The following is a 25,075-nucleotide window of genomic DNA, read 5'->3' on the forward strand; positions in this document are numbered from 1 at the left end:
GCCCAACCCCTCCAACAGGCGAAAGGAGGTGAACACAATGGATGAAGTGATTGGTCTCGAGACCGAAGTGGGCTCGAGCGAGCCGGATACCGGCCCGGATGTCCAACAGGAAGGTGACTTCCAGGGTGAGTACTAACGGTCCTGACGGGTGGTCGGTTCAGCAACCGGCCACCTTGTTTTCTATCATATCGCATCACCCAAGTGTCGCGAATGAACGCACGAGGAACCCTTATGGATATTGTGCTCTACAGCGACGACCGCGCCCTCCCAAGCGTGCTCCAACGAGCGCTGGGTGCTGAGTATATCATCCGATCGGTCTCAAGGGAGCAGGAGTTGCCGCCCGCGAGCGCGGGCGGCGAGGTCGCCGCAATCGTGCTTGACCTCAGCCGTGTTGAGCAGGGGCCTGCGTTCTGCATGTGGTTGCGCGCCCAGACCGACCTGCCAATCCTTGCGATCGCCCAGCCACGCGATGTCCACGAGCGCGTGCGCCTGTTGCGCGCGGGGGCCGACGATGTCGTGTCTTGGCCGTTCGAGATCATGGAACTGACCGCGCGTTTGCGCGCGAAGCTGCGCTGGTTCAGCACTCGCCAACTCGCGGCGCACCTACCGCCTGGCACGACCAAAGGCTGATCACCAATAGTACATTGTCGGATGAACCGCAATCAGGTACTGATATTGCTGGCCAAGCGTGCCTCGCAGATAGCGTCGATGTAAGCTAGGAGCACGGTAATCTCGAATGGCTTCAGGATGACATCGACGACGTTCGGCATGCGGCGCCACCGGGCGAGCTCCTCAGGCGTGAAAGCTGCGGAGAGAACCAGCACTGGGATATTTCTGGTCTGGGGATTGCGTTGGAGGTCAAGATATACGGCCTGCTCGTTGCAGTGCGCCGCGTCGAGGTCTAAGAGAATAATATCCGGCTGCTCGATCGGCGCCAGTGCCACATTAGAATCACTGTCCGGCATCACCAGCAGTTGATGACCCTGCTGATCAAGCGCCAGCTTCAGCAACGTGCGCACGTTGCCATCGGAATCGAGTACGAGCACCCAATATGACATGGCATGCATATGGTTCCCCTTCTAAACGCGGCGATGGCTGGCTGTGGCCGACCGGTGTACATCCACTCAGTGCATCACACGTTACCAGATGTCTGTAAGGCTGGCCTGAACGCCAGGTAAACGGAAGATGAACATGGGTATCGCTGTGCATCACCGCAGTATTACAAGTCCGATCTGTGCTACTGGCAATCAATGCTCGGCTGTGATCTCCGGCCGATTGGAGGTCGCGCCAAGCGTAGGCGCAGCAGAGGAATGGTTCAGCGCGGCTATACGCCTTACGATATGCGAACGTGTGTTTGTTTCCTCAGCGCCCGGGCGATACGTCCCTGCCTTGTTGGAGCGCGGCACGATAGAATTGCAGGTATTCGGATGTATGGGCGCGCCAGTAGCTGCGATCGTGCGCGCCGGGCCTGCTGCTGAACGCGACTGATATTGCCCGCTCCTGGAGTACGCGCGCCAATCGTGCGACACTGGTACCGAGGGCATCGGCAGCGCCAACATCGAGTGTCACCGCAAGGCGCTGAAGGCCCTTCCCTGTGCGCGCCAGCGCCAGGGGATCGTCACTCTGTCCACGGTCGACCACTGGACTGTGGCCGCCGGCCGCTGCGAAGAGTTCAGGGTGGCTGAACGCAATCTTCAGTGCCCAGTAGCCGCCCAGTGAAATGCCGCCGATCGCGCGCGCTGCGCCGGCGCTGCTGACACGAAACTGCCGCTCGACTTCGGGGAGCAGGTCGCCGAGGACAAACGCCGCGTAGTCGATAGTGGTATGGTACTCGCCGCCCGGCATCACCACCACGAATGGCGCAATCCCACGGGCAATCAGCGCATCAGCAGCTTGTTCCACCTGCAGATCCGGCCATTGGGTTTCGTCGGCATTGCCGCCGTGCAAAAGGTAGATCACTGGCAACGGAGCAGAGCCACGCGCGTAGCACGGTGGCACATACACGTTGACGGCTACGCGGGCTCCATAGATCGTGCTGTTGATCGCCGCGTGAAGCAGCTGCCCGGCGCGCTCAGGGCATACTGGCGTACCGGGCGCACCGGGATCGGGCGCCGGCAGCGCGGCTCGCGCGGGCGCGGCACAACCGGTCATGATCAGCGCAATCCCGACGATCATAGAGCTACAGAACCGGCGATGCATCTGGAGCATGTCCATCCCTATAAGCCGTTACGGCTTGTGATATAGAAGAAATCGCGCATATTGCTGTTGAGAAAGCGGCTGTCACGTTGTGTCTTCATGCTCGCGAACAGCGGCGATGGCACAAGGCCCGCAGGCGTCGATTGAATTGCATCAAAGTGTACCATCCCGAGATTGATATCGAGCTGAAGCGCGGCGCTCGCGCCGGTCGCCGCCAGCGTGCGCACGAGCATGGGCAACGTCAGACTATTCCCGGCCACATAGTACAGCGTGCGTCCATCTGCGCTGATGCCCAAGCCAGAGCGCCAGACGGCCGTCACCCCGTTGAGGATAATTCCCCAGTCGTGCGAGGTCACGTCGGCAGTGTGCGGATTGATCTGGCCGTTCTCGATCACCGGTGGCCCATTCTGCCGCCAGGCCAGCACATCAGGGCCGGCATTGACATCAGCGCCCCAGGCGCCAACACGCACATGGCCATCGCGGTAGATTGCCACCGTGCCAAAACCATCAATTGGTGGCAGCACCGTTGTGCCGTCGACCATCGCCCCAAAATGACCGTGACGCGCCTTGAAGCCGCCATTGAACGCCGCCAATACGCTCCCTGATGTGCGATCCGCTGCCGGAATGGTTCCGCTGCGGCGAATGACGACGGGCGAGCGCGGCTCGTCGGAGCCAAGCACAAAATGCAAGCGCGTGGCCTGCAGATCGAAGGCGACGATCGCGGCCACGGCATACGGCCGATCAGGATCAGGTTGGAGAAACGCGCGCTCGGCGACAACCTGCCCGGCGCGATCGCGGAGGTAGGCCGACCATTGGCCGGCTCCGGTGAGCGTTCCAAAGATCGGCAGTGCGGGGAGCTGCCATGCCGGCGACATTGCCGGCATGGTGCTGGTGGGGTGAGGCATCGATCGAGGAGCGGTTGGGGCCGGAACAGGGGACGGTAGTGTGCTTGGCATGCCCGGATTCGGTGGCTGGTCGCGCGGGATTGCAGGTATCGCTGCGTTTGCCAGCGGCGCCTGCGCGCCGGTCGTCGCAGTTGGTGCAGCATCCCATGGGGCAGCTGGCTGCGCCGCGCCGAGCCGATAGCTCAAGCTGTTCACCCGATCCTGCGCTTGGAAGACGGTTGTTTCCAGGAATGCGACCACCTGATCGCCGACGACCCCGCGTAGGAGATCGGCGCCTTGCCCGCCGAGATCCGGCCAGAGCTGGATTGCACCGTACCCCGCACTGATGATCCCGAGACAGGTGATCGCGATGATCACCAACGTATATCGTTGTCGGCTGTTCCGAAATCGAAAAGACATAGATACATCCTGTCGTGATTGTCAGAGGTCTGCCTGATCGGGCCATTCCGCAGCATTCGGTTTCCAGCCAAGCTGCAGGAGCTCGGTGTAGAGCTGCATCGCCTGACCGGCCGAGAGTGGAAAGCCAATGAACGTCTGGAGCGCCTCGATCGCCGCTGTGACGCGCTGGAACAGCGCGTCGTCGGCATAAAGTGCCGTATGTACCGCAAACTCCACAAGTGGCACGAGCGCGTTGCGGGCCAGTGTCTCATCAACCGCGCGGGCGATGTCGTTCGTTTGAGAGATAGTATTTATCTGCATAGGTTCTTCGCATATCCTGCGCGACCGTGCATGGAGCGCGCTATAGCTCTATCCAGTGCAATACCGCACCACTTCCACCATATGAATGGGTAGTACCGGTATCGTCTGCTCTCAAGCATACGTCCGCGACATGAAACGTTGATGAAAGCGGTGTGAACATTCTTGATGAATAGGCTCTGCCGACGAAGGTACATATCCTCGTTTCATGTGAGCTTCATCTTGCATACCTATACTGCAACACAGCACGCGCCGCTCGAGATGAAGCGCGCGCGGAGCGGCCGGTTGTAATGATTAAGGATGCGTATGGAAACCATCATTCTCATTGGCGCAGTTAGCTATGCTGTCCTCAGCGGCCTCTTCCTGATCGCGCTGCTACAATCCGCCGCGCGCACGACCGACGATTGGACGATGAGCACATTGCCCACTAACCAAACGCTGGCCGAGACAGACCCCGTCTCAGGTCGAGCGTGTGGTGACCAGGTCGCTGTCGACACGCCGCTTATGTTGGTTCTTCGCCGGCGGTCGTAGATCACGCACGTCGCTCAAGTGCGGCCGGGCTGATTTAATTCACTCCTAATCGAGCGTTGGTATGCTAGGGCTGGTTGTGCAGTTGGTCGATGCCGATCGCGCGAATTGGGTGACTCTGGCACCACACTGGTCCGTTGCACTCATGCATTGACATCCATCCAGAAAGGAACCCATATTCATGGCAAATGCTCCATCAACATCGACGCGCGAGGATATGATTGAGCCGACCACCACACGCGCCGAGGCCTACGCACCTCTCATCACCATCCTGGTGCTGCTCATCGTTGGTGTGGCGATTGTCTTGGTACCATTTGACTATCGCGTTGCCATCACCTTGGGTCTGCTCCAGGGATTAAGTGAGTTTCTCCCGATCTCCTCCTCAGCCCACTTAATCCTGGCGCCGTGGTTCTTTGGTTGGCCTGACCCCGGGCTGACCTTCGACGTTGCGCTGCATGTCGGCACGCTGGTCGCCGTGGCGGTCTACTTCTGGCGTGATTGGGTCACATTGCTGCGTGCCGCGCCGCGGCCGCGCTCCGCCGAGGGCCGCCTGTTCTGGCTGCTAATGCTGGGGGCGATTCCCGGTGGCATCGCTGGCGTCCTGCTAGACAAGTTCGCCGAACAGACGCTGCGCAGCCCGCTGCTGATCGCCGGCACGCTGTCGGCGATGGGGTTGGTGCTGCTTGCCGCCGATAGCTGGGGCCGGCGCGATCGGAAGCTAGGCGACATCCGCCCGATCGACGCTATCTGGGTGGGGGTTGCTCAAGCACTGGCGATCGTACCGGGCGTCTCGCGCTCAGGGATCACGATTGCCACGGCGCGCGGGCGCGGCATTGCGCGTGCAGATGCCGCGCGCTTCTCGTTCTTGCTTGGCAGCCCGATTATTCTCGGTGCCGCACTCTATAAGATACGCGACGTGGCAGCAACGCCAAGCATCATCACTGGACCATTTCTAGCCGGCATCGTCACATCGGCGGTCGTTGGGTTGCTGAGCATTAGCTTCATGCTGCGCTATCTCCGCGAGGCCGGGCTGGGCGTGTTCGTGTTGTACCGGCTGCTACTGGCCGGGTTGGTAATTCTGACCCTAGTCTTGGGACTCCGGTAGCCGTCCAATTATTCGTGCATGTTGTCACATATATGTTGTGAAGAAAGAACCATCCATGTCATCGTCTTCTCGTCTTACCGGCGGGCTCAGTATTCTGCTTGCCGGCATTCTAGCCGCCTTCGCGTTCGGCGCGCTCCGTGTCACAGCTAGTCAATCCACCCATCTCCCGGCGACGGCCGCCTCCGCACGGCCGGTGCCGGCCTTCAAGCATATCTTTGTGATCGTGATGGAAAACAAGGATTATGCGCGCGTGATTGGCAGCGATCAGGCGCCGTATATGAGCGCGCTCGCACAACGTTATGGGGTCGCAACGAATTACTATGGCATTCGCCATCCCAGCTTGCCGAATTATCTCGCCATGACCGGCGGTGATACCTTTGGCATCACGAGCGACTGTACCGACTGCTTCGTGAATCAGCTCAATCTGGTCGATCAGCTGGAGGCGGGCGGCAAGTCCTGGAAAGCCTATATGGAGGACATGCCCAGCCCATGTTTTGTCGGCGACGCGGTGCCGCTTTACAAACAAAAGCACAACCCGTTCATCTACTACGATAACATTCGCATGAATGTGCCCCGGTGCAATAAGATCGTGCCGTTCACACAATTTGCGTCGGACATCAAGGCCAACACGCTGCCGGATTTCGTCTGGATCACACCGAACATGTGCAACGACATGCACGACTGTCCGGTCAGCGCCGGCGACAGCTGGCTGAAAACGGTGGTGCCGCAGATTCTGGCATCGCCAGCCTGGAAGGACAACGGGGCGTTGTTCATCACGTTCGATGAAGGCGCGGGAACCGGCGGCTGCTGCGGGAACGCGGCTGGCGGCCGGCTCGCAACCCTGATACTCTCACCGCTGGGCCGGTCTGGCTTTACATCGGATGTGCTGTATAGCCATTACTCACTGTTGCGTACCATTGAAGCAGCCTGGAAGTTGCCGCTACTGGGCCAAGCGAATTGTGACTGCGCGCTACCGATGGCCGATTTCTTCGCCCCATCCACGGCAACAACGCCATGATCATCGCATAGGCGCGCTGTCCGCCGTAGGCGAACACACTCCACGAGTCATCTACCAGCTGTGCCGAAAAGTAGCGAACGCAGTATTGACGTAAAGGTAAGATTAGTATATACTAATCTTACCTTTTTAAATATACTAATATATTTTATTCGCACCATCGAATATCGATCAAGTTACCCGCATGGGCTTCTCGACCACGCGATTGAAACAGGTTGTCTACCAGGCCAACACAGTCCGCCTATATACCTCCAGAAAGGGCCATGAGATCCCGATGAACTTTGCGACCACCGTCCTGCTCGGCGCGATTGCCGGGTTCACGACTTACCTCGGCATACCGATCGCCCGCTTTAAGAATCTTTCTCTCGCATGGCAAGCCTTTCTGAATGCATTGGCGACCGGTATTCTCATATTCCTGTTGTGGGATATTCTTACCAAGGCAGCCGAACCGATTAGCGCTGCGCTTGATACAGCGAATCACGGTGAATCAACGACGTTCATCGTCTTACTCTTCCTCTTTGCTATCGGATTTGGTGTTGGACTGCTCGGTCTCGTCTCTTTTGAAAGCCGCTGGATTCGGCCGACTGCTTTAAATGTCCATGGCCATGAAGCGACGCCGGCGCAGCTTGCGATCATGATCGCAGTCGGCATTGGGTTGCATAACTTTTCGGAGGGTTTGGCAATCGGCCAAGCATCCCGTGCAGGCGCGTTGAGCCTGGCGACCATTTTGATTATTGGCTTTGCGCTCCACAACGCAACCGAGGGGTTTGGTATCGCGGGGCCGCTCACCGGCGCTCCGCCTCCGTCGTGGGCATTTCTTGGGCTGGTGGGGCTGATTGGCGGCGGACCGACCTTCCTGGGGACTGTGTTGGGCTACAGCGTACAATCCGAGCCAATATTTGTCCTGTGTCTCGCGCTCGCGGCCGGATCGATCCTCTACGTCATCGGTGAATTGCTGCATGTGGGTCGGCGTTTCAAGCTGCGCGAGCTGGCGATGTGGGGCATCTTCCTTGGCTTCCTGGCGGGCTATGGAACCGATCTGTTCCTCACTTGGGGTGGCGCGTAAACCGCTCGCTTCATACTGTCCTATTGCGGCGATTTACATTGAGAGTTCACGCCGTAATGCGACGGCCAGCGTGAGCGCCAGCAGCACGACCAGCAGCCCGCCGGCCGCAACTGGCGACAGGCGCGCGACCAATCCAGCCGCGATGAGCGCGCTGAGCGTACCAACCAGAATGCGAATATCGCCGACGAGGAAGGTATACACGGCGAGGACACTGCGTACTACCAGATTCATCAGTATCTCCTAGGAAACGTGCGATTCCGGAGGCGCAACCGCGTGCGAGTGCGGCTGGCGTGATATGCCCCGCAGCCAGGCGATCAATCCCCAGCTAAGCAGCAAGTACAGCGCGCCAAGCCAGATCAGTGCGCCATCACTGCCCCACCACGCGACACCAAGTCCCTCGCCAGCCCAGAACGTGCCGAAGACGGTCAGCATGATGCCGACGATGAACTTGAGCGTGTTCTCGGGCACCTGCCGCAACGGGGCGTGAACCACTGCCCCAACCACTACCACTAACATCAGCGCCGCCAGCGCGCCAAGCGCCGCGGCGTTGAGTCCGGCCAGGCGCTGCGCGTCGGTGCGCGCCGACGAGACGCCAAACGTGATCACGATGAAGATGACCTCCAGCCCTTCCAGCAATACGCTTTTGAGCGCCAGCGTCACGCCAAATGGGTTGATCCGCCGTGATGGCGCGACGCCGCGGGCGCGCAGTTCGGCCAGTTCGTGCTCGTAGATCGCCTCTTCATCGTGCAGCGCCTTCAAGCCAGCATACCGCAGGATCGCCTTCTTCAGCCACTTGAGTCCAAACAGCACCAGAATCGTGCCAACCACCAGCCGAAGCACATCCAGCGGAATCAACTGCGCCAGCGCAACGCCGAAGATACCGACCAGCGCCGCAAGAATCAGCAGCGCCAGAGCAGTGCCGACAAACGCGCTGCGCCAGTTGATGGTGACGCCGACGACCAGCACGATGGTGAAGGCCTCGACGAACTCCACCAGCGAGGCGGCAAATGCCGAGAAGGCCGTGACCCATTGCATAGCGAATGCCTCTCTACGTGTTCATTGGCCAGGCAGTATGCCACATGAAGATGAAGGGAACGTGAAGGGGTGTTCCACGTCGTCACCCCAGACCCAGGCGGCGCGACGTGCTTCGACGAGCCCAGTCTTTCAGAAGCTACGAGGCAGCGTAACGGTTACGGTCGTCCCAACACCCAGCGTACTGCGCACTGCGATCGTGCCGCCGTGCGCGTGGGCGATCTCCTGGGCAATCGCTAGCCCAAGGCCGGCACCGCGGGTTGTACGCGAGGTCTCAGCGCGGTAGAATCGATCGAACAGCCGCGGCAGGTGCTCGGCGGCGATCCCGATGCCGGTATCGACGATCATCACCTGTGCCACATCATCAGCACATGTGGCGGTTATTGTGATGCCACCGCGCTGGGTATACTTCACGGCGTTATCAATCAGATTGACAAACAGCCGGATTAGCCCATCGCCGTCGCCCTGAACAATGAGCCCCGGCATGACCTGGCAGGCGAGGACTATGCCTCCTGCTTCCGCGAGCGGCGCGAGTGAGTCGGCGACATCATGGAGCAGCAGGCTGAGGTCGATCGGCCTGCGCTCCCCGAGCGACTGTCCTTCACCACGCGCCAGGCGTAACAGGTCGTCGGCCATCCCCCGCAAGCGGTTGGTCTCATCGGCCAGATCGTCAAGCGCCTGCTCGTAGTCTTCCGGAGTGCGTCGTTGCTCGCGTATAACCCCAAGAATCGCCTGCATCGCCGCGAGCGGGGTGCGCAGCTCGTGCGAGGCATCGGCGGTGAACTGGCGTTCACGTTGGAAGGCAGCATCCAGCCGGGCCAGCATCGTGTCGAAGGTGGCTGCCAGCCGCCCAACTTCGTCATTGGTTGCGGGCAAATCGAGACGCGCGTGCAGATCTTCGGCTGAGATCCGGCGCGCGGTGCGCGTGATCTGATCAATCGGTGCGAGCGCGCGGGCGGCGAGCAGATACCCGCCGCCTGCCGCGCCGCCCACCAGCAGCGGGATACTCACCAGCAGTGCGGTCAGTAAGCGCTGCAGTGTATCCTGCACACCCTCCAGCGATTGAGCAATCTGAACAACGCCGATGATCTGATTGTTTTCATTAATCGGCGCGCTATACCAGCGTACCGTATCGCCACTCGAAGCGTCGCTCGTCGTTGCGAATGAGGACCGGCTCAGTAGACCGCCGTTGGCGGTGGTTGGGGCAATCGCCTGATTGCGGTACGGGCCAACCGCCTGCAGCGCCTGCCCGGCCGGGCTCAGCACTCGGATGGTCAGCCCACGCTCGCGCAACCCGGCGATCGCCGAGGTCTCGGGAATGCTGTCGGAAATGGACAACTCGCCGTTTTCGACATTCACCGCCGCGATCGCCTGTGCGGCGCTGAGTTGGAGCGAGTCGTCCACGCTGGCGTGCAGGCTACGTGACAGACTGACATAGACAAAGACGCCGAATACGATCAGCGCACCCAGCAGGAGAATAGCGACCCAAAACGCAAAGCGCACGCGCAAGGTGCTAAAGCGTGTCATCGTCACCTTCCGCCGCCAACCGATAGCCTGCGCCGCGCACTGTGTGGATCAGCTTCACAGGACAAGGATCATCGATCTTGCGCCGCAGATTACGGATATAGACATCGACAACATTCGATTGATTATAGACCTCATAGTTCCACACCTGATCAGCGATCAATGTGCGCGTCAGAACATGGCCAGGGGCGCGCATGAGACATTCGAGCACCGCAAATTCCTTACTCGTCAGGTCAATCACCCTGCCGGCGCGCGACACCCGGCGCGTTCGCGTATCCAGCATGAGATCGGCGCATTCCAACACCGCCGTGCGCGACGCATCGTCGGCACGGCGGGTGAGCGCACGCAGGCGCGCCAGCAACTCCTTGAGCGCGAATGGCTTGACCAGGTAATCGTCGGCGCCGGCATCGAGGCCGGCCACCCGATCGTCGACCGCATCGCGCGCGGTCAGCATCAAGATCGGCATATGCAGTCCCCGCGCGCGCAGCTCGCGGCAGACCGTGACGCCGTCGAGCTCCGGGAGCATAATGTCGAGGATGATCAGATCGAACGCAGCGCTATCGCTCCACTCCAGCGCCTCACGCCCGGTTCCCGCGAGATCGACCGCGTATCCTTGCTCTTCGAGACCGCGCTTGATATATGCGGCGATCGTCCGTTCGTCTTCTACAAGTAAGATATGCATCGATATTCCAGTCCGTGCGCGCTGCGAAGCTATTCCTGACGTACCGTCTTGAGCGCCAAGTCGCTCACGCGCCCGGTTGGCGGCGTTGCGCGATACGCCCACGCGCTCAGGCAGGTTGCAAGCCAGCACATTCCCGCCGCATAGCCCGCCAGGACATCGCTCAGATAGTGGACGCCGAGATACAGACGACTAAATCCAATCAGCGCAATCAGAAACAGCGAGGCAAGCGCCAACGCGACCTGCCAGCGCCACTGGCGCAGCCGAACGATCAGCAAATAGGCTAATAGTCCGTAGGTAACCATCGCCATCAGCGCATGGCCGCTGGGGAAGCTCCAGCTCGCCTCGACGTCGATCGGATTCGCGAACGCTGGCCGCGGGCGCTGGATCAGCGCTTTCAGCACGATGGTAAGGATTGAACCGCCGCCAATCGCACCGATCCACACTATCAGATCGGCCCAGCGCCGCCATGCGATCAGTGCAACCACACCGGCAAGCGCGATCACCACAACGACCGGGCCGCCGAGCGCGGTGACAAAACGCATGAGCTGCGTCGTCAGCGGCGTCGCGATCTGGTGCAGATCGAGGGCCAGACGGAGATCGATCGTTGCCAGACTTTCCTGGCCCAGGGCACTATCGGCAATCTGGGCAAACCCGAGCAGCGATGCGATGCTGATCACGAGCCCGATACTCGTATGTACGCCAAGATATGACCACAAGCTGAGCCGCCCGCGCCACCTGTCCATCGTACGCGCGAGCCATGAGCGTGCCATCCGCTGCGTTACGCGATCCAGCCAGGCGCGAACAACCATTTGGTGCCGAACCAGCCATCTCCAGACGATCACACCGAGCAGGCCGGCGACCGCGACACCAGCAAGCCCCCAGCCGATCTGTCGCAACCAGGTTTCGAGGAGTGGCAGCTGGCTCCCAAAGACGAACCCAAGCCCACCCACGGCTGCCGCCCAGAGAATGCCCCCCAGCGCATTATAGACCAGAAACTGCGTGTAGGGCATCTGGCTCGCCCCGGCGAGGATGGCGGTAAGCACCCGCAGCAGCGCGACGAACCGCCCGAGGAAGACCGTTTTCGGGCCGTGCTGCTGAAAGAACTGCTGCCCATGCGCGACGTGGGCGGGTGTGATCCGCAGCCAGCGCCCATAGCGCGCGATCAGGGCCAGACCGAAGCGATGGCCGATCCAGTATCCCAGGTTATCGCCGACAATCGCCGCGCTCGCCGCAACCGCAATGACCGCGGCAATCGGGAGAATGCCTTGGGCCGCGGCCGCGGCGGCCAGGAGCAGCATCGTCTCGCCAGGGAGTGGCAGCCCGGCGCTTTCCAGGAAGATCAACAGCCCTAACGCGACCAGGCCGTACTGCGTCAGAAGTGCTTGTACCATGGTTCGTTCTCACAAAGCGCCTGCATGATATGCCGCGCCGCGCCTAACAAGAATCGAGCATTCTGTATCATACAAAGCGGCGGAGGCATCCTGCGCCGGGCCGCTTCGACGGCAATTTGCATCGCAACGGCGTCCATCGGCTCGCTCCAGGCAAGATTGCATGATACGAGTATAGCCATACAAGATGAAGCGAGCATGAAATCCTGTTGCCTGGTGTCGTGATAGATTGGATGGTTAGGCGAACGCATATGCCTTCACGCTTTTGCGGCCATGCAGCTGCTCCAGTCTATCGCCGATCTCAGCCAAAGCAGCACACAATTCATGCGCGGTCGTATCTCAATGGCACACGCCCGGACGATCGCGCGCTGGATTGCTCGGCGTGAACAACGAAGCAGGTCGAGCCGAGGCGCGCCTCGGCTCGACCTGCCCGCACATCCCACCTACAGCTCGCGCAGGCTCTCGACCACGAGCCCTTTGGATAGGCGCTGCGCGCTCGCCATCGCAGCACCAGTTGCGATGATCGCCGCACTCAGAAGCAGCGCAAGATAGCTCCAGGGCACAGCCAGTGTTTCTGGCGGTGGGTCGAACACATGCGTCAGCAAGACCACCAGCATCTGCGCGACGCCAACCCCGGTGGCGATACCAATCACACAGCCACCGACCAGTAGCAGGAGCCCTTCGCTCCAGATAAATGCCCCGAGCTGATTGGCCCGTGCGCCGAGCGCCGCCAGGATTGCGAATGTTCGCCGGCGCTCGACCAAACTCAGGCCAAGCACCAGGCCGGTCGCGCCAATCAGCAGCAGCACGGCGAAGAACAGTTCGAGCGCGGTGAGGCCCCGTAGATCGACGGCCGTGAGGCTTGAGCTGATCGTACGCTGTGTGGCACCGATATCGGTGACATGCACGCCGGCCAGCGGCGCCACGATCGCCTGCGCCGCCTGCGCGACCGTGGCGGCGTCGCCGTTCGTGCGCAGCAGCACGATCTCTGCCGCGCTGGCGCCGGTCTGTTGCGCAATATAGCTCGCATTCGCGACCAGGAACGAGTCCTTCGGTGCGGTGGGAAATTCGCGAACAATGCCCACGAAATGAAATGGTATGACATGATACTGGTTGTCACCCGCGCGCTGGAGCCTGAGGTTGAGCTGGTCGCCGGGGTTCAACTGAAAGTCCTTGACCGTTTCCTCCGAGACCAGCACCCCATCGGGCCGCACAGCGAGGGCCGCAAGCGTTGCCTGCGCGTCACCGTTCGCGAAGTAGGCATTGGCCATGCTCGTCGCTTGACCAATCCGCGCGGGGTCGATGCCGTACAAATCTTGCAGGTCGGCGCCGACGTAGGCGAACCGATGCTGCAGCGGTTCGGCCGCAGCGACGCTCGGAAGCGCTGCAAGCTCGCGGAGCTTCGCGCCCGCTGGGGCAGCGGTCGAGCCGCGCACCTGAACATCCGCGCCGTTGGTCAGCTCGGCATCCACGCGCGCCTGGGCATTATAGGTGGTATTGAAGATCGCGGTCGAGGTCGCAAAGGCACAGGCCAGGGCAACCAGCACGACGCCGCGCGTGTGCAGGGCGCGCTGCCGCCCGAGCGAGCCGGCGACGGTATCGGCCAGCCGCCGCGCGATCGGCTGCAACATCCCCGCCAGGATGCGCCGTCCGCGCGCCAGGCCGCCGCTCCAGAGCCGCAGCGAGAGCAGCGCGGCGCCGAGCCAGAGTCCCAATGGCGCCAGGAAGGCCTCATACGCGACTGCCGTCTGCGGCACCCCCTCGGGCGCGAGCACCAGCTGATAGCCGGTGTTCGCGGTGCGCCAGAACATGAATGCGGCTATCGCCAGCAGGATGCCGTCGAGATGCAACCGCTGCCACAGTGGTGGGCGAGGACGCCCGACGATTGCTCGCGCGCCCACAACGGTGCTGTGGCGCAGCGTGCGCCATGCCGGGAAGAGCACTGCCGCAAGCGCGAGGACGACACCAACCGCCACCGCAATGGCAAGCCAGATCATGGTCGCAGATGTCACTACCTGCATCACTGGTACAAGGACGGCGGTTGCGCCAGACGCGAGGAGCAGCCCAAGCACGCTGCCAAGCGTGCCTGCGACCAGCGCCTCGATTGCCTCCAGGCGCAGAATCTGATTGGCCGCCGCTCCGCGGGTGCGCAGGAGCGCCTGCTCGTGGCGCCGCCGGGTCTCCCCCGTAGCCGCCACCGCCAGTGTCAGCAGCATCGCCACGAGCGCGCCCGGCAATCCCAGAAACAGGAATAAGATCGTGGCGTAGAGCGCGTCGGCGCGCGCACCATCCAGGCGCGCGGCGAGGTTATCGCCGACCACACCACTGCCGGCAATGCGGGCCTCGAAGTTGCGCGCGCGCTGCTGCACGGCCACAAACGCCATGCCCGGGTCGGATGGAAGATCGTGGGCAAGCTGCACATGCAGCTGCATCCGAACCGAATCCGGCCGAACAGCCGCCTGCGGATCGAACAGCGTGTGCCACTGATCGGTAGGCAACAGCAGGACATTGTCGGGCGGAGCTTGCGGCGCGGTGCCTGGCGGCACCCCCACGGCCTGGAACAGCGAGTCGGCCTGCGGCAAATCGACGACCCCCGCGACGACGACATCGGCGGACGGCACGCCAGCGCGCTGAATCGTGACGTGATCGCCGACGCTCACATGCAGATTCGCGGCGGTTTGCTGCGCGACCAGCGCGCCGTCGAGCGCGCCGATCAGGGAGCGCAGCTCGGCGGGAAACTGCTGGCGATATGTTGGGCCGATCCCCAGTACCTTACCAGCGCCGGTGGTCTGCACTGTGCCGCCGGTGCTCGCGCTCAAGCCCACCACCTCGGCATAGCCCACCGGCTCGATTATGGTGGTCCGGGTCGCTGCCTGCAATGCTTGGGTCACGCCGGCCGGGTCAGCGCCGGGCGCAAGCAGGATTTGCCAGTCGACGGGCACGCCGGTGATCGCGCGCTGTGTCATGGTGCCGGCGCTACTCGTGATAAAAGTGCCGAGCGCGGCGAGCAGCGCGACCGTCATCGCGCTTCCGAGCGCAACGCCGAGCAACCGGCCGGAGCGCCGCGATACGATGCCGCTGAGCCAGAGGACGATCATCATTGCGCGCCTCCTTGGAGGATGCCGTGATCGATGCGCCAGACCTGTTCCAGGCGTTCCGCGACGGTCGCGTCGTGGGTGGCCACGACCAGCGCGGCATCCGTATCCGCCAGGGCGGCCAGCAATACGTCGAACAAGTGCTGGGCAGTCGGGCGATCGAGCTGCCCGGTGGGCTCGTCGGCCAGCACGAGCCGTGGCCGGACCACGAGCGCGCGCGCCATTGCGACTCGCTGTGCCTGGCCGCCTGACAGCTCCTCGGGCAACTTATCGGCCAGCGCGGACAGATCGAGTCGTGCGAGCGCGTCCAGCGCGGCTGCGCGGACGAGCGACAGGTCGGCATTCCCCAGCAGCAGCGGCAGCTCGACGTTTTCAACGGCCGTGAGTGCCGGCAGCAGGCTTGGCGTCTGAAAGACGAACGCGACCTGCGACGGGCGGAGCGAGTCGCGAGTACCGAGACGAGGCCATGTGATCGTGCCAGCGGTCGGAGCGTCAAGCCCACCGAGCAGATGCAGCAAAGTTGATTTGCCGCTGCCCGAGCGCCCGACGAGCGCGATGCGATCGCCCAGCAGAATGGTGCATGTCGCCTCGCGCAGCGCCACAATCTCGGCGCTAGCGCGCCGGTAGACCCGCCCGAGCGCGTGCGCGACAACCAGTGCTTGCTCGGTGGTCTGCGACTGCGCGGGATTGCCGCGCTGCTGCAAGGTATTGGTAGTGCTATGTGCTGGATGCATGAATCCTCCCATCGCGCAGCCGAACCACGCGATCCATGTGTGCGGCCAGCGCTTCACTATGTGTCACAATCAAGGCCGCCCCGCCACTCGCACGGTGCGCGGCGAACAGGCCCAGAATCTGCGCTTCTGTTTCGGCGTCCACTTCGGCGGTCGGCTCGTCGGCCAGGAGCAATGGCGGCGAGGCGGCGAGCGCGACCGCCAACCCGGCCCTCGCCGCCTCGCCCCCGGAGAGCTGTGCTGGGCGGGCATGCCGCCGATGTGCGAGGCCAACCTGGTCCAGCACCTCCATCGGGCGCGGCTGCGCAGATCGGCCGGCCAGGCGGAGCTGGAGCCGAATCTGCTGCTCGACCGACAGATGCGCGAACAGGTTGCCGCTCTGGAGCAATATTCCGATTGTGGCCGCGCGCATTGCCGCGCGCTCGCGTTCTGGCCGCCGGCTCAAGCGCCGGCCAAGCAGTTCCACCGCGCCGCCATCCGGATCGTCCAGACCGCTGAGGCACGTCAGCAAGGTCGATTTGCCGCTACCGGATGGCCCCATCACCGCGACCATTTCGCCAGCCTCGACTTTGAGGCTCACTCCGCGCAGCGCCAGCGTCTCGGTGTCGCCGACGTGATAGAACCGATACAGATCATGGGCTTCAAGAAGAGGCATAGGTCATCCTTTCATGTCCAGCGGAAGCTTTTGGCGATGCGATCCCACTGGTCGACGTTGTCGGCTCCCTGTGGCGCCCAGAGTGTCAGAGTCGCCAGCTTGCCGGCTTTATAGAACAGATAGATATTCTGCTCGAGCCGCACCTGCTTGTTCGTGACAGGATCCGGATTGGAGTTGGCTGTACTTTTCACCAGGATCGTATTCCCGCCGGGCAGGCTGACTGCGTCGATGCTGGTGACCGTCATCGCGCGGCCAGCGGCAATTAAGGCGGCAACCTCGTGATCCTGCGCGCTCTGTACGGTCGGGGCGTTCGGCGCATCCACGATCGTCACCGCGAGACCATCGAGTTTGCTTTCGAACCGCACATTCGCTGCGTCGGTGCTGCGCGCCCAGCCTTCTGGCACCTCCAGTGTGTACCCACCCACTGTCGCGGCATAGGCCACAAAGGCTTGCGTATCCGGGATATCGCCGACTGGATTTTGTTCGGGGGCGACGGGTTGCTCTGCCGTGGCACTGCTGGCTGTCGTTGCTTGTGCAGAGATAGCGGTTGTCGGCGCCGACAGTGCCACACTGGTCGCCACGGACGCAGCCATCGTCGGCGATTGCGTTGCAGAACCGACGGACGGCGCTCCTGTCGAGCTTGATATGCTGGTGGCAGCAGGGCGACTGGCGGCTGGTGGTGCTGCGCCACAACCGGTCAACAGAACGGCTGTAATACCGACGATTCCGACCCAAGCACGCATGGTATGCATGGTGATGCTCCTCGTTCGTGAGATGCCTCCGCGTGGAGAGGCGCTATGAATCCTTGGTCGTGAGTATGGCAGCCCAACATGAAGCCGGCATGAAATTGGCGCAACACACGCAACGCTGCTGGTATCGCGTAGCATGGGATACAGCAATCCATTGCTCCATGAATCCAGCTACCACACGTGACTGGCGCAAACGTTGAACTGGTCTTCATAGCAGCGGATACGGATAACGAGCGATCCGTATCATCTTGCACATTGGAGTCGTTCACATCGTCACGAGGGGATGAGGATGAAGGTGATGATCTCCGCGGACTCCAGCGGTGCATCGTGCAGCGTCGCGCAGATCGTCGCACCGCGCGGCAGCGCGCGGAGATCCAGAGCGACCTGGCCGGAGGCGCGAGCGGTGACCGTGTGCCCGTCGGTCTGGATCGTGAGCGTCGTGGTTGGCTCATCCACCAGGTAGAACATCGAGCGCACCTGGCCGATCAGCTGCTGGATCGGATCTGGATGTTGGTTGTTCATGATGGCACTCCTTGGCCTCAGGCAGCCGCGTCGAGCGACGTGATCAGATCCGCTTCCGCCGTGTGCCCAGCCAGCTGCAATGACCGCTGGGCGTCCTGTACGCTCCGGAGCGCCGCGGAAATGCGAATGTGCGCCATCGTGAGCTGTGCGCGCATCGGTGCATGCTCGGCGTGATGGCTGGCCAGCCCCTTCGCGAGGCCATGCAAGCGCGCTGCGATGGCCTGCAGCTCGTCCTGGTACGTGGCGATCGAGCTGTCCGCAGCCGGTGCCGGCTGCGGATGGCGTGCGGCTTTCACCTGCTCGTACTCAACAGCCTCGACCGCTTTGGGGAGCGTGGCGCGGCTGCCAATGTAACGTCCCTGGTGGTAGCAATCGTAGTCGCTGGCGACGTAGCGCAGCACATAGTCGAGCGGGTTCGGCCCGACTTGCGTACGCTGTCCGTCCTCGTTGGTGATCAAATCGGTGTGCCTGGCGTGTTCCTTTCATCGTGTAGTGCAAAAGCGGATCAGTGGGTCGCAGCTGCCATAGTACGGAGACTAGGTTTTCCGGCTGACGTTGGTGAGGCGATTAGACTTCCTCACTCAGGAAGAAGCGGATGATGCGTGGCCGGCGCCGTCTGCTGCGGGGTGGACGGTAGGGGACGTGTCGCTCGGGGATGCCGTCCCAGTGGGTGACATTACGCGGCTGCGTGTCCTCTTTGCGATGCTTGGCCTTTCCGCCACGCGAGGCTAATTCGCGTATATAGTCCTTGCCATAGCGCTCGAGCGTGGTCTGGCCGCCCTTCGTTGCGATCGTGACGAGGTGAACGCGCCCATATCAGAGGGTATTCCCAACAGACGATTAAATTCATCCCTACCCAATATAGATCGAGAGGAGCAGCGAGCCTCTATGGAATCACCACTGCCCGGTGTAATTGATACCGCACAGAACATCCAACGACGTGCGCTGACCTTCGTCGTCCTGATGGGCGTCGTGAGCTTATTGGCCGACATGGTCTACGAGGGTGGGCGCAGTATCGCAGGCCCATACCTAGCCCTGCTCGGCGCGAGCGGCACGGCCGTCGGCCTCGTCGCCGGCTTCGGCGAGCTGATCGGCTATGGGCTGCGTCTGCTCTTCGGCTACTTGAGTGATCGCACGCGCCGGTATTGGGCCTTCACGATCGCGGGTTATGCCCTGACCGCGCTGGCCGTTCCCGCACTGGCCCTGGCCGGCAACTGGCAGCTCGCGGTCGTCTTCCTGACCGTCGAGCGGATCAGCAAGGCACTACGCAGCCCGGCCAAAGATACCCTGCTAGCCTACGCGACCAGCAGCATCGGGCACGGCAAGGGCTTTGGGCTGCACGAGGTGCTGGACCAGATCGGGGCGGTTGCCGCGCCGCTCCTGTTGGCGGCAGTGATCGCCTGGCAGGGCAATTACCGGTTGGCATATGCAGTGCTGATTATTCCCGGCATCCTGCGTATCGTGGTGCTTCTCATGGCGCGGGCGCGCTTGCCTCAGCCCGAGAGTCTGGCTGGACATACGTTAGCATTGGCAACCCGTGGGTTCACGGGCCGATTCTGGCTGTACCTTGCAGCAGTCGGGCTGATCGCCGCGGGGTTCGCCGACTTTCCATTGATCGCGTACCATCTCCAGCGCACCGCGGTACTGCCGTCGGCCACTATCCCCGCGCTCTACGCCCTGGCAATGGCCGTGGACGCGCTGGCCGCCTTCCTGTTCGGCCTGCTCTTCGACCGGGTGGGGTTTCAGGCGCTCACGCTTGCAGCGTTGTTGTCAGCCGGCTTTGCACCGCTGGCGTTCTCCGGTAGCGCAGCGCTGGTTCTTCTTGGCATGGTGTTGTGGGGAATTGGGATGGGTGCCCAGGAATCGATCTTGCGCGCGGCCGTAGCAGGCATGGTGGCGCCAGAACGACGTGGGACGGCCTATGGGCTGTTCAACACCGGCTATGGGCTGTTCTGGTTTGCTGGCAGCGCCGTATTAGGGTCGCTCTACGATGTGTCGCTGCCGACCCTCATAGCTGTCTCGGTGGGCCTCCAGTTGATGGCCGTCGTGGTTCTTGTCATCGTGAGCAGATCTTCTGAGCCATCACCGCAAGCATAAGATTGGCGTCGCTCTGCATAGCCGTAGTCAATGAAGAGCGCTTGTTCCAGATTGCCTGGGCAAGTAGGAGTGATAGAATGTATTGCCTCCCAGCCATATGCTACTATACAGATGCCTGCCCACTCGACGTTCCAATCCCTTGGCTTATTCAGTCGGATGCGCAACAACAGTTCGATAACCGCTCGCCGCCGGCCAGCTTCGTGACAGCTGGAAAGAAGACGTGAGCAGTCAAGGAAACGCCTGTGCCGGCTCTCGAGATCATTGTGCTTATCGTTAGCTTCTTACTGACGAGTATCATCAGCGTCGTCACAGGCAGTACATCGCTGATCACCGTTCCAGTGATGTTTCAGTTCGGTATCGAGCCGCGAGGCGCGATCGCAACAAATATGTTTGCACTCACCTTCATGAGCATCGGTGGAGCGCTGCCATTTCTGCGCACAGGCGCGATCGATCGAACCCGCTTGCCATGGCTGATCGGACTGACGATTGTGGGCTCGGTGCTTGGCGCAGTGCTCGTGCTCGTCACGCCGGCACAGGCGGTGCCGCTGATCGTTTCGCTTGCGATGGTCACAATTGTCTTGTTCTCACTTGTGAAACGCGAGGCTGGAGTTGAACGAAGCCAAGTTGCCCCCTCGCGCCTGGCCGAGTATGCCGCATATGTCGGCACATTCGCGCTTGGTATCTATGGCGGTTTCTTTAGCGGCGGCTATGTCACCTTGCTGACTGCTGTCTATATTGCGCTGTTTCGTATGACCTTTGTCGAGGCCGTCGCTATCACCAAGGTGATCAATGTCTTCTCATCGGCAGTCGCGACGCTGATCTTTATAGGCCGTGGGTTTGTCGACTATCGACTTGGCTTGGTCTTAGCAGCAGTGATGTTCATTGGCGCGACGATCGGAGCACGTGCGACGCTGCGGATATCGAACACCTGGTTGCGGCGCATCTTTCTCACCGCCGTCATTATCCTGGCCCTGAAAACGCTACTCTACGATCTCGCCCCGATGCTGCGATAAAACAGGCGGCTGGACACCTTGTTGGAGTTCTAGCCGCCGTGCCAAAAAGAGCGATGCAAGTTCAAGGAGGTGCTTATGTCTGACAACATGCGGAGCAAACGCATTACGGAAGGTGTGCAGCGTTCACCCAACCGGGCGATGCTGCGCGCAGTTGGCTTCGGCGACGCTGATTTTGACAAGCCGATCGTCGGCATCGCGAGCGCCTACAGCACGATTACGCCCTGCAATGCTGGCTTGAACGATCTGGCCCTGCGAGCCGAGCACGCGCTGCGGGGTTCGGGTGCGATGCCGCAGATCTTTGGCACCATCACCGTCAGCGACGGCATCTCGATGGGCACCGAGGGCATGAAGTACTCGCTGGTCTCGCGCGAGGTCATCGCCGACTCAATCGAAACGGTCTGCAATGCTCAGGCGATGGACGGCGTCATCGCGATTGGCGGCTGCGACAAAAATATGCCCGGCGCGATGATGGCACTCGCGCGCTTGAATATCCCCGCGATCTTTGTTTACGGGGGCACCATCAAGCCTGGACACTACCAGGGCCGTGACCTGACCATCGTCAGCGCATTTGAGGCAGTCGGCGAGTACAGCGCCGGCAAGATCGATGCGATTGAACTGCTGGAGGTCGAACGGCGCGCCTGCCCTGGCGCGGGATCATGCGGCGGGATGTACACCGCCAACACGATGTCCTCGGCGATCGAGGCATTGGGAATGAGCCTACCATACTCGTCGACGATGGCCGCTGAGGATGCTGAGAAAGCCGAAAGTGCCGCGCGCTCTGGCGAGGTACTGGTTCAGGCGATCCGCGAGCAGCGCCTGCCACGCCAAATCATGACGCGAGCGGCGTTCGAGAATGCGATCGCCGTGGTGATGGCGTTGGGTGGCTCGACCAACGCCGTGCTGCACCTCCTCGCGATCGCCCACGCCGCCGAAGTGCCGTTGACGATCGACGACTTCGAGACCATTCGGGCACGCGTTCCGGTGTTGTGCGAGCTCAAACCCTCCGGCCGCTTTGTGGCGACCGACCTGCACAAGGCTGGTGGCGTGCCGCAGGTGATGAAGATCTTGCTCGCCCATGGCATTCTGCACGGCGACGCGCTGACCATCACGGGCCAGACGATCGCCGAGATATTGGCCGATGTGCCGGACGAACCATCGGCCGGACAGGAGGTTATCCGTCCCTGGAATGCGCCATTGTATCCACAGGGCCACCTGGCGATCATGCGCGGTAACCTGGCCGAGGAAGGCGCCGTAGCGAAAATCACTGGGGTGAAGATGACGCGGATGACTGGGCCTGCCCGCGTCTTTGACGCCGAGGAAGCATGCCTGGACGCGATCCTGAGCGGTCAGATCAACGCCGGCGACGTGGTGGTCATTCGCTATGAGGGGCCGCGGGGTGGTCCGGGTATGCGTGAGATGCTGGCGCCTACCTCGGCGATCATCGGCGCAGGGCTGGGCGACTCGGTCGGGCTGATCACCGATGGCCGCTTCTCGGGCGGCACGTATGGCCTGGTGGTCGGCCATGTAGCGCCTGAGGCGGCGGTCGGTGGCGCAATCGCGCTGATCCAGGAGGGCGACTCAATAACGATCGACGCCGACGCACGACTCCTTCAGCTCAATATACCAGATGCAGAACTGGCACGGCGGCGGGCGGCATGGCAGCCTCCGGCGCCGCGCTACACCCGCGGCGTGCTGGCAAAATACATGCAGCTCGTCTCCAGCAGTAGCCTTGGCGCCGTGACCGATCGGGAGGTTTAGGCGCAATGCTACCCTTGTGAATGCACAACAAACGTGTCGGCCGCATCGGGCGGATGGCTGGTGGCTTTCTAATAGGCAGTTTGACTTAAAGTACACTTGAAATTCCTGCTTGACTTAAAGCATACTTTAAGTTGTACACTGCTACTCAAGTGAACCGCAGAATCTCGTAAGCCACTAGAAAGGAAACGTGATGTCGACCGATACCACAGGCCAGAGCGAGGTCATCATTGCTTGCGATCCGAACGCTATTCCCCCCGAGAAGCGAGAACGCTGGCTCGAAGTCGCAACGCAGATGTATGGAGCGGTGCAGGAAGTCCAAGAACTAGCTGACGGCTATGCCTTTCGGTTGCCGAGCGACTCAGAGATGCTGCTGATAGTGGCCGAAGACCTCAACTATGATCGGCTCTGTTGTCCATTCATACGCTATGACATGGTTTCAGGCAGACCAAGCCAGCTTTACAGTCTTTCCCTGCCTGCTGACAGACAAACTCCCTAGTGGTATGGTTGAAGGGCCAACCACAACCAATCACTAGGGAGAACCCAATGGGTCGCACACATCCTAGCACGCCCGAGATGCGTGCACAATCCGCAGCGCTGCTGCTGGCACATCAAGGCGAGTATGGTATCGTGACACGCCTCAGCCGCATACATCACGTCTCGCGCCCGACCTTGTATGCTTGGCGCGAGCACGCCCGACGCGCCATCACGGCTGCCTTTTCGCCGCCGTCTGCTCACGCGCCTGCCCGCTCCAGCGCTCGCCACATTCTGACGCTGTGGATCGCGCATGCCTCTCAGCGTGGCATTCAAGCCGCGACCCAGGAATTGCTCGGACAGGGCCTCAGTTTGCCCACCATCGTCGCAGTCCTGCACCAGGCTCAGCAGCGCGCTCTGACCTGGATGCACACGCACCTTCCTTCTTCCACTCGCGCCTTGGCGCTCGACGAAATCTTTCCCGCTCACGGTCGAGCCGCCTATCTGAACGTGGTCGATGTGCACAGCGGCGCAGTTTGGGCCTCTGAAGGACCGCTGGCGGTCGATACCGAGAGTTGGACCTTGCTGTTGTGGAGCTTGCAGGAGCGTGGCCTGCGATGGGAGCGGGTTGTGATGGACGATGGCGCACCCATGCACAGTGCCTGCCAGCACGTCACGCCCGATGTGCTGGTGCAACTCGACCACTGGCATCTGTTCCAAGCCTGCTCGCTGGTGCAGGCTCGCCTGCAGCGCCGCCTGAGCCAGATGCACGCGCGTACAGCGGCAGTTGAGCGCCAAGCTGCCTGCCTCGAGCTTGGGACACGTCAGCGCGGTCGGCCGACCAAGCGCACGCTTGAGAGCCACAGCCAGGAATTGGCGGCAGCGACCGATGGTGTCGCTGCGCTGGCCTATTTGACCGACGAGTTGCATCGATTGCTGGCGGTGGTGGTGGTCGGGCGCAAGCGGTTGCTGAGCTTGGCCGAGCGGCAAGACGAACTGGACGCGCTGCTGAGCTTGTTGGACGAATTGGCAGAAAGCAGCGCGGGAGAGCAGCAGGCCGAACTGGGGCGCCTGGCGCGCCGCATTCGGAGGCAAATGCCAAAGCTGCTGAGTTTTGGTGCCCAGGTGCAGCAGGTGCAGCAGGAGCTGAGTGGAGTGCTGGCAGCCGAGCGGCAAGCGCTGCTGGGATGGGCTTGGCTGAGGCGGAAGGAATTGGCGTGGACCGATGCGGAGGTGATAGCGGCGGTGCCAGTGGACTGGCGTGCGGCGGCGCGAGTGCTGCTGACAGCCTGGCAGGAGGCGGTGCAGGTTTCGAGCGCGGTGGAGCGGTGGCATAGCATCCTGCGCCCACATCTGGCGGTGCGGCGAAGGCTGACAAACGGTATGCTGGCGTTGCTGGCAGTTTGGCACAACCATCGTGTGTTTACTCGTGGGAAGCATAAAGGTCAGAGCCCGCTGCATCTGAGCGGGATGCGCGATGCGCCGACTGACTGGCTGGTGGCATTAGGCTATCCACCAGCCAGCACGGAGCATTCACCAGCGCATCTGATGCCTGAGTGGACGCTGGCCGCCTAATCACAAACTGTAAAGTACCTACAAACCATGTCTATACACTCGATATTGAGCCGAATGAAGGCCCTTTTTGGTTGCGCTTCACAGGCGGTGAGGGGATTAAGGAGTTTCTGCGGATGAGCTTTGAGTCAAGCAACTTGCTCACCGAGCAGGTTGCCCAAGCGGCGGGCTTCAGTATCGCTGGCCGAACTGACATCAATTCGGTGGAAGCCGCCCTTCAGACGGTCGGCGTGGTCAACGAGCAGTTTGCACAGGCCGCAGGTGGACGTAGCTAG

Annotated in this window: 26 protein-coding genes; 11 read left to right on the forward strand and 15 right to left on the reverse strand. The window is 61.7% G+C overall.

Annotated features, from left to right (window positions below; genetic code table 11):
- Positions 1 to 231: 231 nt before the first annotated feature.
- Positions 232 to 630, forward strand: coding sequence for a response regulator transcription factor (locus M1P90_RS38160; RefSeq protein ID WP_483705381.1), 399 nt, complete (start codon positions 232 to 234; stop codon positions 628 to 630).
- Between the two features lie 32 nt (positions 631 to 662).
- Here the strand turns inward: M1P90_RS38160 and M1P90_RS38165 are convergent, their stop codons facing one another.
- From M1P90_RS38165 to M1P90_RS38180, 4 genes are all read right to left on the reverse strand, one after another.
- On the reverse strand, positions 663 to 1,067 hold the full coding sequence (locus M1P90_RS38165; RefSeq protein WP_483705383.1) for a response regulator: 405 nt from the start codon (positions 1,065 to 1,067) through the stop codon (positions 663 to 665).
- Positions 1,068 to 1,362: 295 nt separating this feature from the next.
- Complete coding sequence (locus tag M1P90_RS38170) at positions 1,363 to 2,175, reverse strand: alpha/beta hydrolase (RefSeq protein WP_483705385.1); 813 nt, start codon at positions 2,173 to 2,175, stop codon at positions 1,363 to 1,365.
- 41 nt (positions 2,176 to 2,216) lie between these two features.
- A complete protein-coding gene (locus M1P90_RS38175) occupies positions 2,217 to 3,458 on the reverse strand; it encodes a phosphodiester glycosidase family protein (protein WP_483705387.1) in 1,242 nt (413 codons plus the stop codon).
- 63 nt (positions 3,459 to 3,521) lie between these two features.
- Complete coding sequence (locus M1P90_RS38180; RefSeq protein ID WP_483705389.1) at positions 3,522 to 3,800, reverse strand: hypothetical protein; 279 nt, start codon at positions 3,798 to 3,800, stop codon at positions 3,522 to 3,524.
- A gap of 303 nt (positions 3,801 to 4,103) precedes the next feature.
- On the opposite strand from M1P90_RS38180, the gene M1P90_RS38185 reads away from it, so the two are divergent.
- The 4 genes from M1P90_RS38185 to M1P90_RS38200 all read left to right on the forward strand — a co-directional run bounded on the left by M1P90_RS38185 (position 4,104) and on the right by M1P90_RS38200 (position 7,511).
- Positions 4,104 to 4,328, forward strand: a complete 225-nt coding sequence (locus M1P90_RS38185) for a hypothetical protein (protein ID WP_483705391.1) — start codon at positions 4,104 to 4,106, stop codon at positions 4,326 to 4,328.
- Positions 4,329 to 4,506: 178 nt separating this feature from the next.
- Positions 4,507 to 5,430 carry an undecaprenyl-diphosphate phosphatase gene (locus M1P90_RS38190; protein ID WP_483705393.1) on the forward strand — a complete coding sequence of 308 codons (924 nt, stop codon included), beginning with the start codon at positions 4,507 to 4,509 and terminating at the stop codon, positions 5,428 to 5,430.
- A gap of 55 nt (positions 5,431 to 5,485) precedes the next feature.
- Positions 5,486 to 6,448 carry an alkaline phosphatase family protein gene (locus M1P90_RS38195; protein ID WP_483705395.1) on the forward strand — a complete coding sequence of 321 codons (963 nt, stop codon included), beginning with the start codon at positions 5,486 to 5,488 and terminating at the stop codon, positions 6,446 to 6,448.
- Between the two features lie 271 nt (positions 6,449 to 6,719).
- Entirely contained in the window at positions 6,720 to 7,511 is a 792-nt protein-coding gene (locus tag M1P90_RS38200) for a ZIP family metal transporter (protein ID WP_483705397.1), read from the forward strand.
- Between the two features lie 33 nt (positions 7,512 to 7,544).
- Here the strand turns inward: M1P90_RS38200 and M1P90_RS38205 are convergent, their stop codons facing one another.
- From M1P90_RS38205 to M1P90_RS38255, 11 genes are all read right to left on the reverse strand, one after another.
- Complete coding sequence (locus tag M1P90_RS38205; RefSeq protein WP_483705399.1) at positions 7,545 to 7,742, reverse strand: hypothetical protein; 198 nt, start codon at positions 7,740 to 7,742, stop codon at positions 7,545 to 7,547.
- A gap of 9 nt (positions 7,743 to 7,751) precedes the next feature.
- Positions 7,752 to 8,546, reverse strand: a complete 795-nt coding sequence (locus M1P90_RS38210; protein ID WP_483705401.1) for a COG4280 domain-containing protein — start codon at positions 8,544 to 8,546, stop codon at positions 7,752 to 7,754.
- 129 nt (positions 8,547 to 8,675) lie between these two features.
- On the reverse strand, positions 8,676 to 10,070 hold the full coding sequence (locus tag M1P90_RS38215; protein ID WP_483705403.1) for a sensor histidine kinase: 1,395 nt from the start codon (positions 10,068 to 10,070) through the stop codon (positions 8,676 to 8,678).
- Complete coding sequence (locus M1P90_RS38220) at positions 10,057 to 10,749, reverse strand: response regulator transcription factor (RefSeq protein WP_483705405.1); 693 nt, start codon at positions 10,747 to 10,749, stop codon at positions 10,057 to 10,059. Before M1P90_RS38220 ends, M1P90_RS38215 begins: the two co-directional genes overlap by 14 nt.
- A 29-nt stretch (positions 10,750 to 10,778) precedes the next feature.
- On the reverse strand, positions 10,779 to 12,140 hold the full coding sequence (locus M1P90_RS38225; RefSeq protein WP_483705407.1) for a bifunctional DedA family/phosphatase PAP2 family protein: 1,362 nt from the start codon (positions 12,138 to 12,140) through the stop codon (positions 10,779 to 10,781).
- Positions 12,141 to 12,580: 440 nt separating this feature from the next.
- A complete protein-coding gene (locus M1P90_RS38230) occupies positions 12,581 to 15,238 on the reverse strand; it encodes an FtsX-like permease family protein (RefSeq protein ID WP_483705409.1) in 2,658 nt (885 codons plus the stop codon).
- Positions 15,235 to 15,966, reverse strand: coding sequence for an ABC transporter ATP-binding protein (locus M1P90_RS38235; protein WP_483705411.1), 732 nt, complete (start codon positions 15,964 to 15,966; stop codon positions 15,235 to 15,237). Before M1P90_RS38235 ends, M1P90_RS38230 begins: the two co-directional genes overlap by 4 nt.
- Positions 15,950 to 16,618, reverse strand: a complete 669-nt coding sequence (locus tag M1P90_RS38240) for an ABC transporter ATP-binding protein (protein ID WP_483705413.1) — start codon at positions 16,616 to 16,618, stop codon at positions 15,950 to 15,952. The genes M1P90_RS38235 and M1P90_RS38240 overlap by 17 nt, the downstream gene beginning before the upstream one ends.
- A gap of 11 nt (positions 16,619 to 16,629) precedes the next feature.
- The gene (locus tag M1P90_RS38245) at positions 16,630 to 17,370 is read right to left on the reverse strand and encodes a hypothetical protein (protein WP_483705415.1); all 741 of its coding nucleotides are present in this window, start codon (positions 17,368 to 17,370) and stop codon (positions 16,630 to 16,632) included.
- A gap of 270 nt (positions 17,371 to 17,640) precedes the next feature.
- A complete protein-coding gene (locus M1P90_RS38250) occupies positions 17,641 to 17,889 on the reverse strand; it encodes a hypothetical protein (RefSeq protein ID WP_483705417.1) in 249 nt (82 codons plus the stop codon).
- Positions 17,890 to 17,906: 17 nt separating this feature from the next.
- Positions 17,907 to 18,347, reverse strand: a complete 441-nt coding sequence (locus tag M1P90_RS38255) for a hypothetical protein (RefSeq protein ID WP_483705419.1) — start codon at positions 18,345 to 18,347, stop codon at positions 17,907 to 17,909.
- Between the two features lie 430 nt (positions 18,348 to 18,777).
- On the opposite strand from M1P90_RS38255, the gene M1P90_RS38260 reads away from it, so the two are divergent.
- The 6 genes from M1P90_RS38260 to M1P90_RS38285 all read left to right on the forward strand — a co-directional run bounded on the left by M1P90_RS38260 (position 18,778) and on the right by M1P90_RS38285 (position 25,075).
- Entirely contained in the window at positions 18,778 to 19,986 is a 1,209-nt protein-coding gene (locus M1P90_RS38260) for an MFS transporter (protein WP_483705421.1), read from the forward strand.
- 242 nt (positions 19,987 to 20,228) lie between these two features.
- Positions 20,229 to 20,999, forward strand: coding sequence for a sulfite exporter TauE/SafE family protein (locus M1P90_RS38265; RefSeq protein ID WP_483705423.1), 771 nt, complete (start codon positions 20,229 to 20,231; stop codon positions 20,997 to 20,999).
- 75 nt (positions 21,000 to 21,074) lie between these two features.
- Positions 21,075 to 22,757 carry a dihydroxy-acid dehydratase gene (gene ilvD, locus M1P90_RS38270; RefSeq protein ID WP_483705425.1) on the forward strand — a complete coding sequence of 561 codons (1,683 nt, stop codon included), beginning with the start codon at positions 21,075 to 21,077 and terminating at the stop codon, positions 22,755 to 22,757.
- 190 nt (positions 22,758 to 22,947) lie between these two features.
- Positions 22,948 to 23,253, forward strand: coding sequence for a hypothetical protein (locus tag M1P90_RS38275; protein WP_483705427.1), 306 nt, complete (start codon positions 22,948 to 22,950; stop codon positions 23,251 to 23,253).
- 47 nt (positions 23,254 to 23,300) lie between these two features.
- Positions 23,301 to 24,803: a hypothetical protein gene (locus tag M1P90_RS38280; RefSeq protein ID WP_483698632.1), complete on the forward strand. Its 1,503-nt coding sequence runs from the start codon at positions 23,301 to 23,303 to the stop codon at positions 24,801 to 24,803.
- Positions 24,804 to 24,916: 113 nt separating this feature from the next.
- Positions 24,917 to 25,075, forward strand: a complete 159-nt coding sequence (locus tag M1P90_RS38285) for a hypothetical protein (RefSeq protein WP_483705429.1) — start codon at positions 24,917 to 24,919, stop codon at positions 25,073 to 25,075.

Source organism: Kouleothrix sp. 19917, assembly GCF_057073505.1.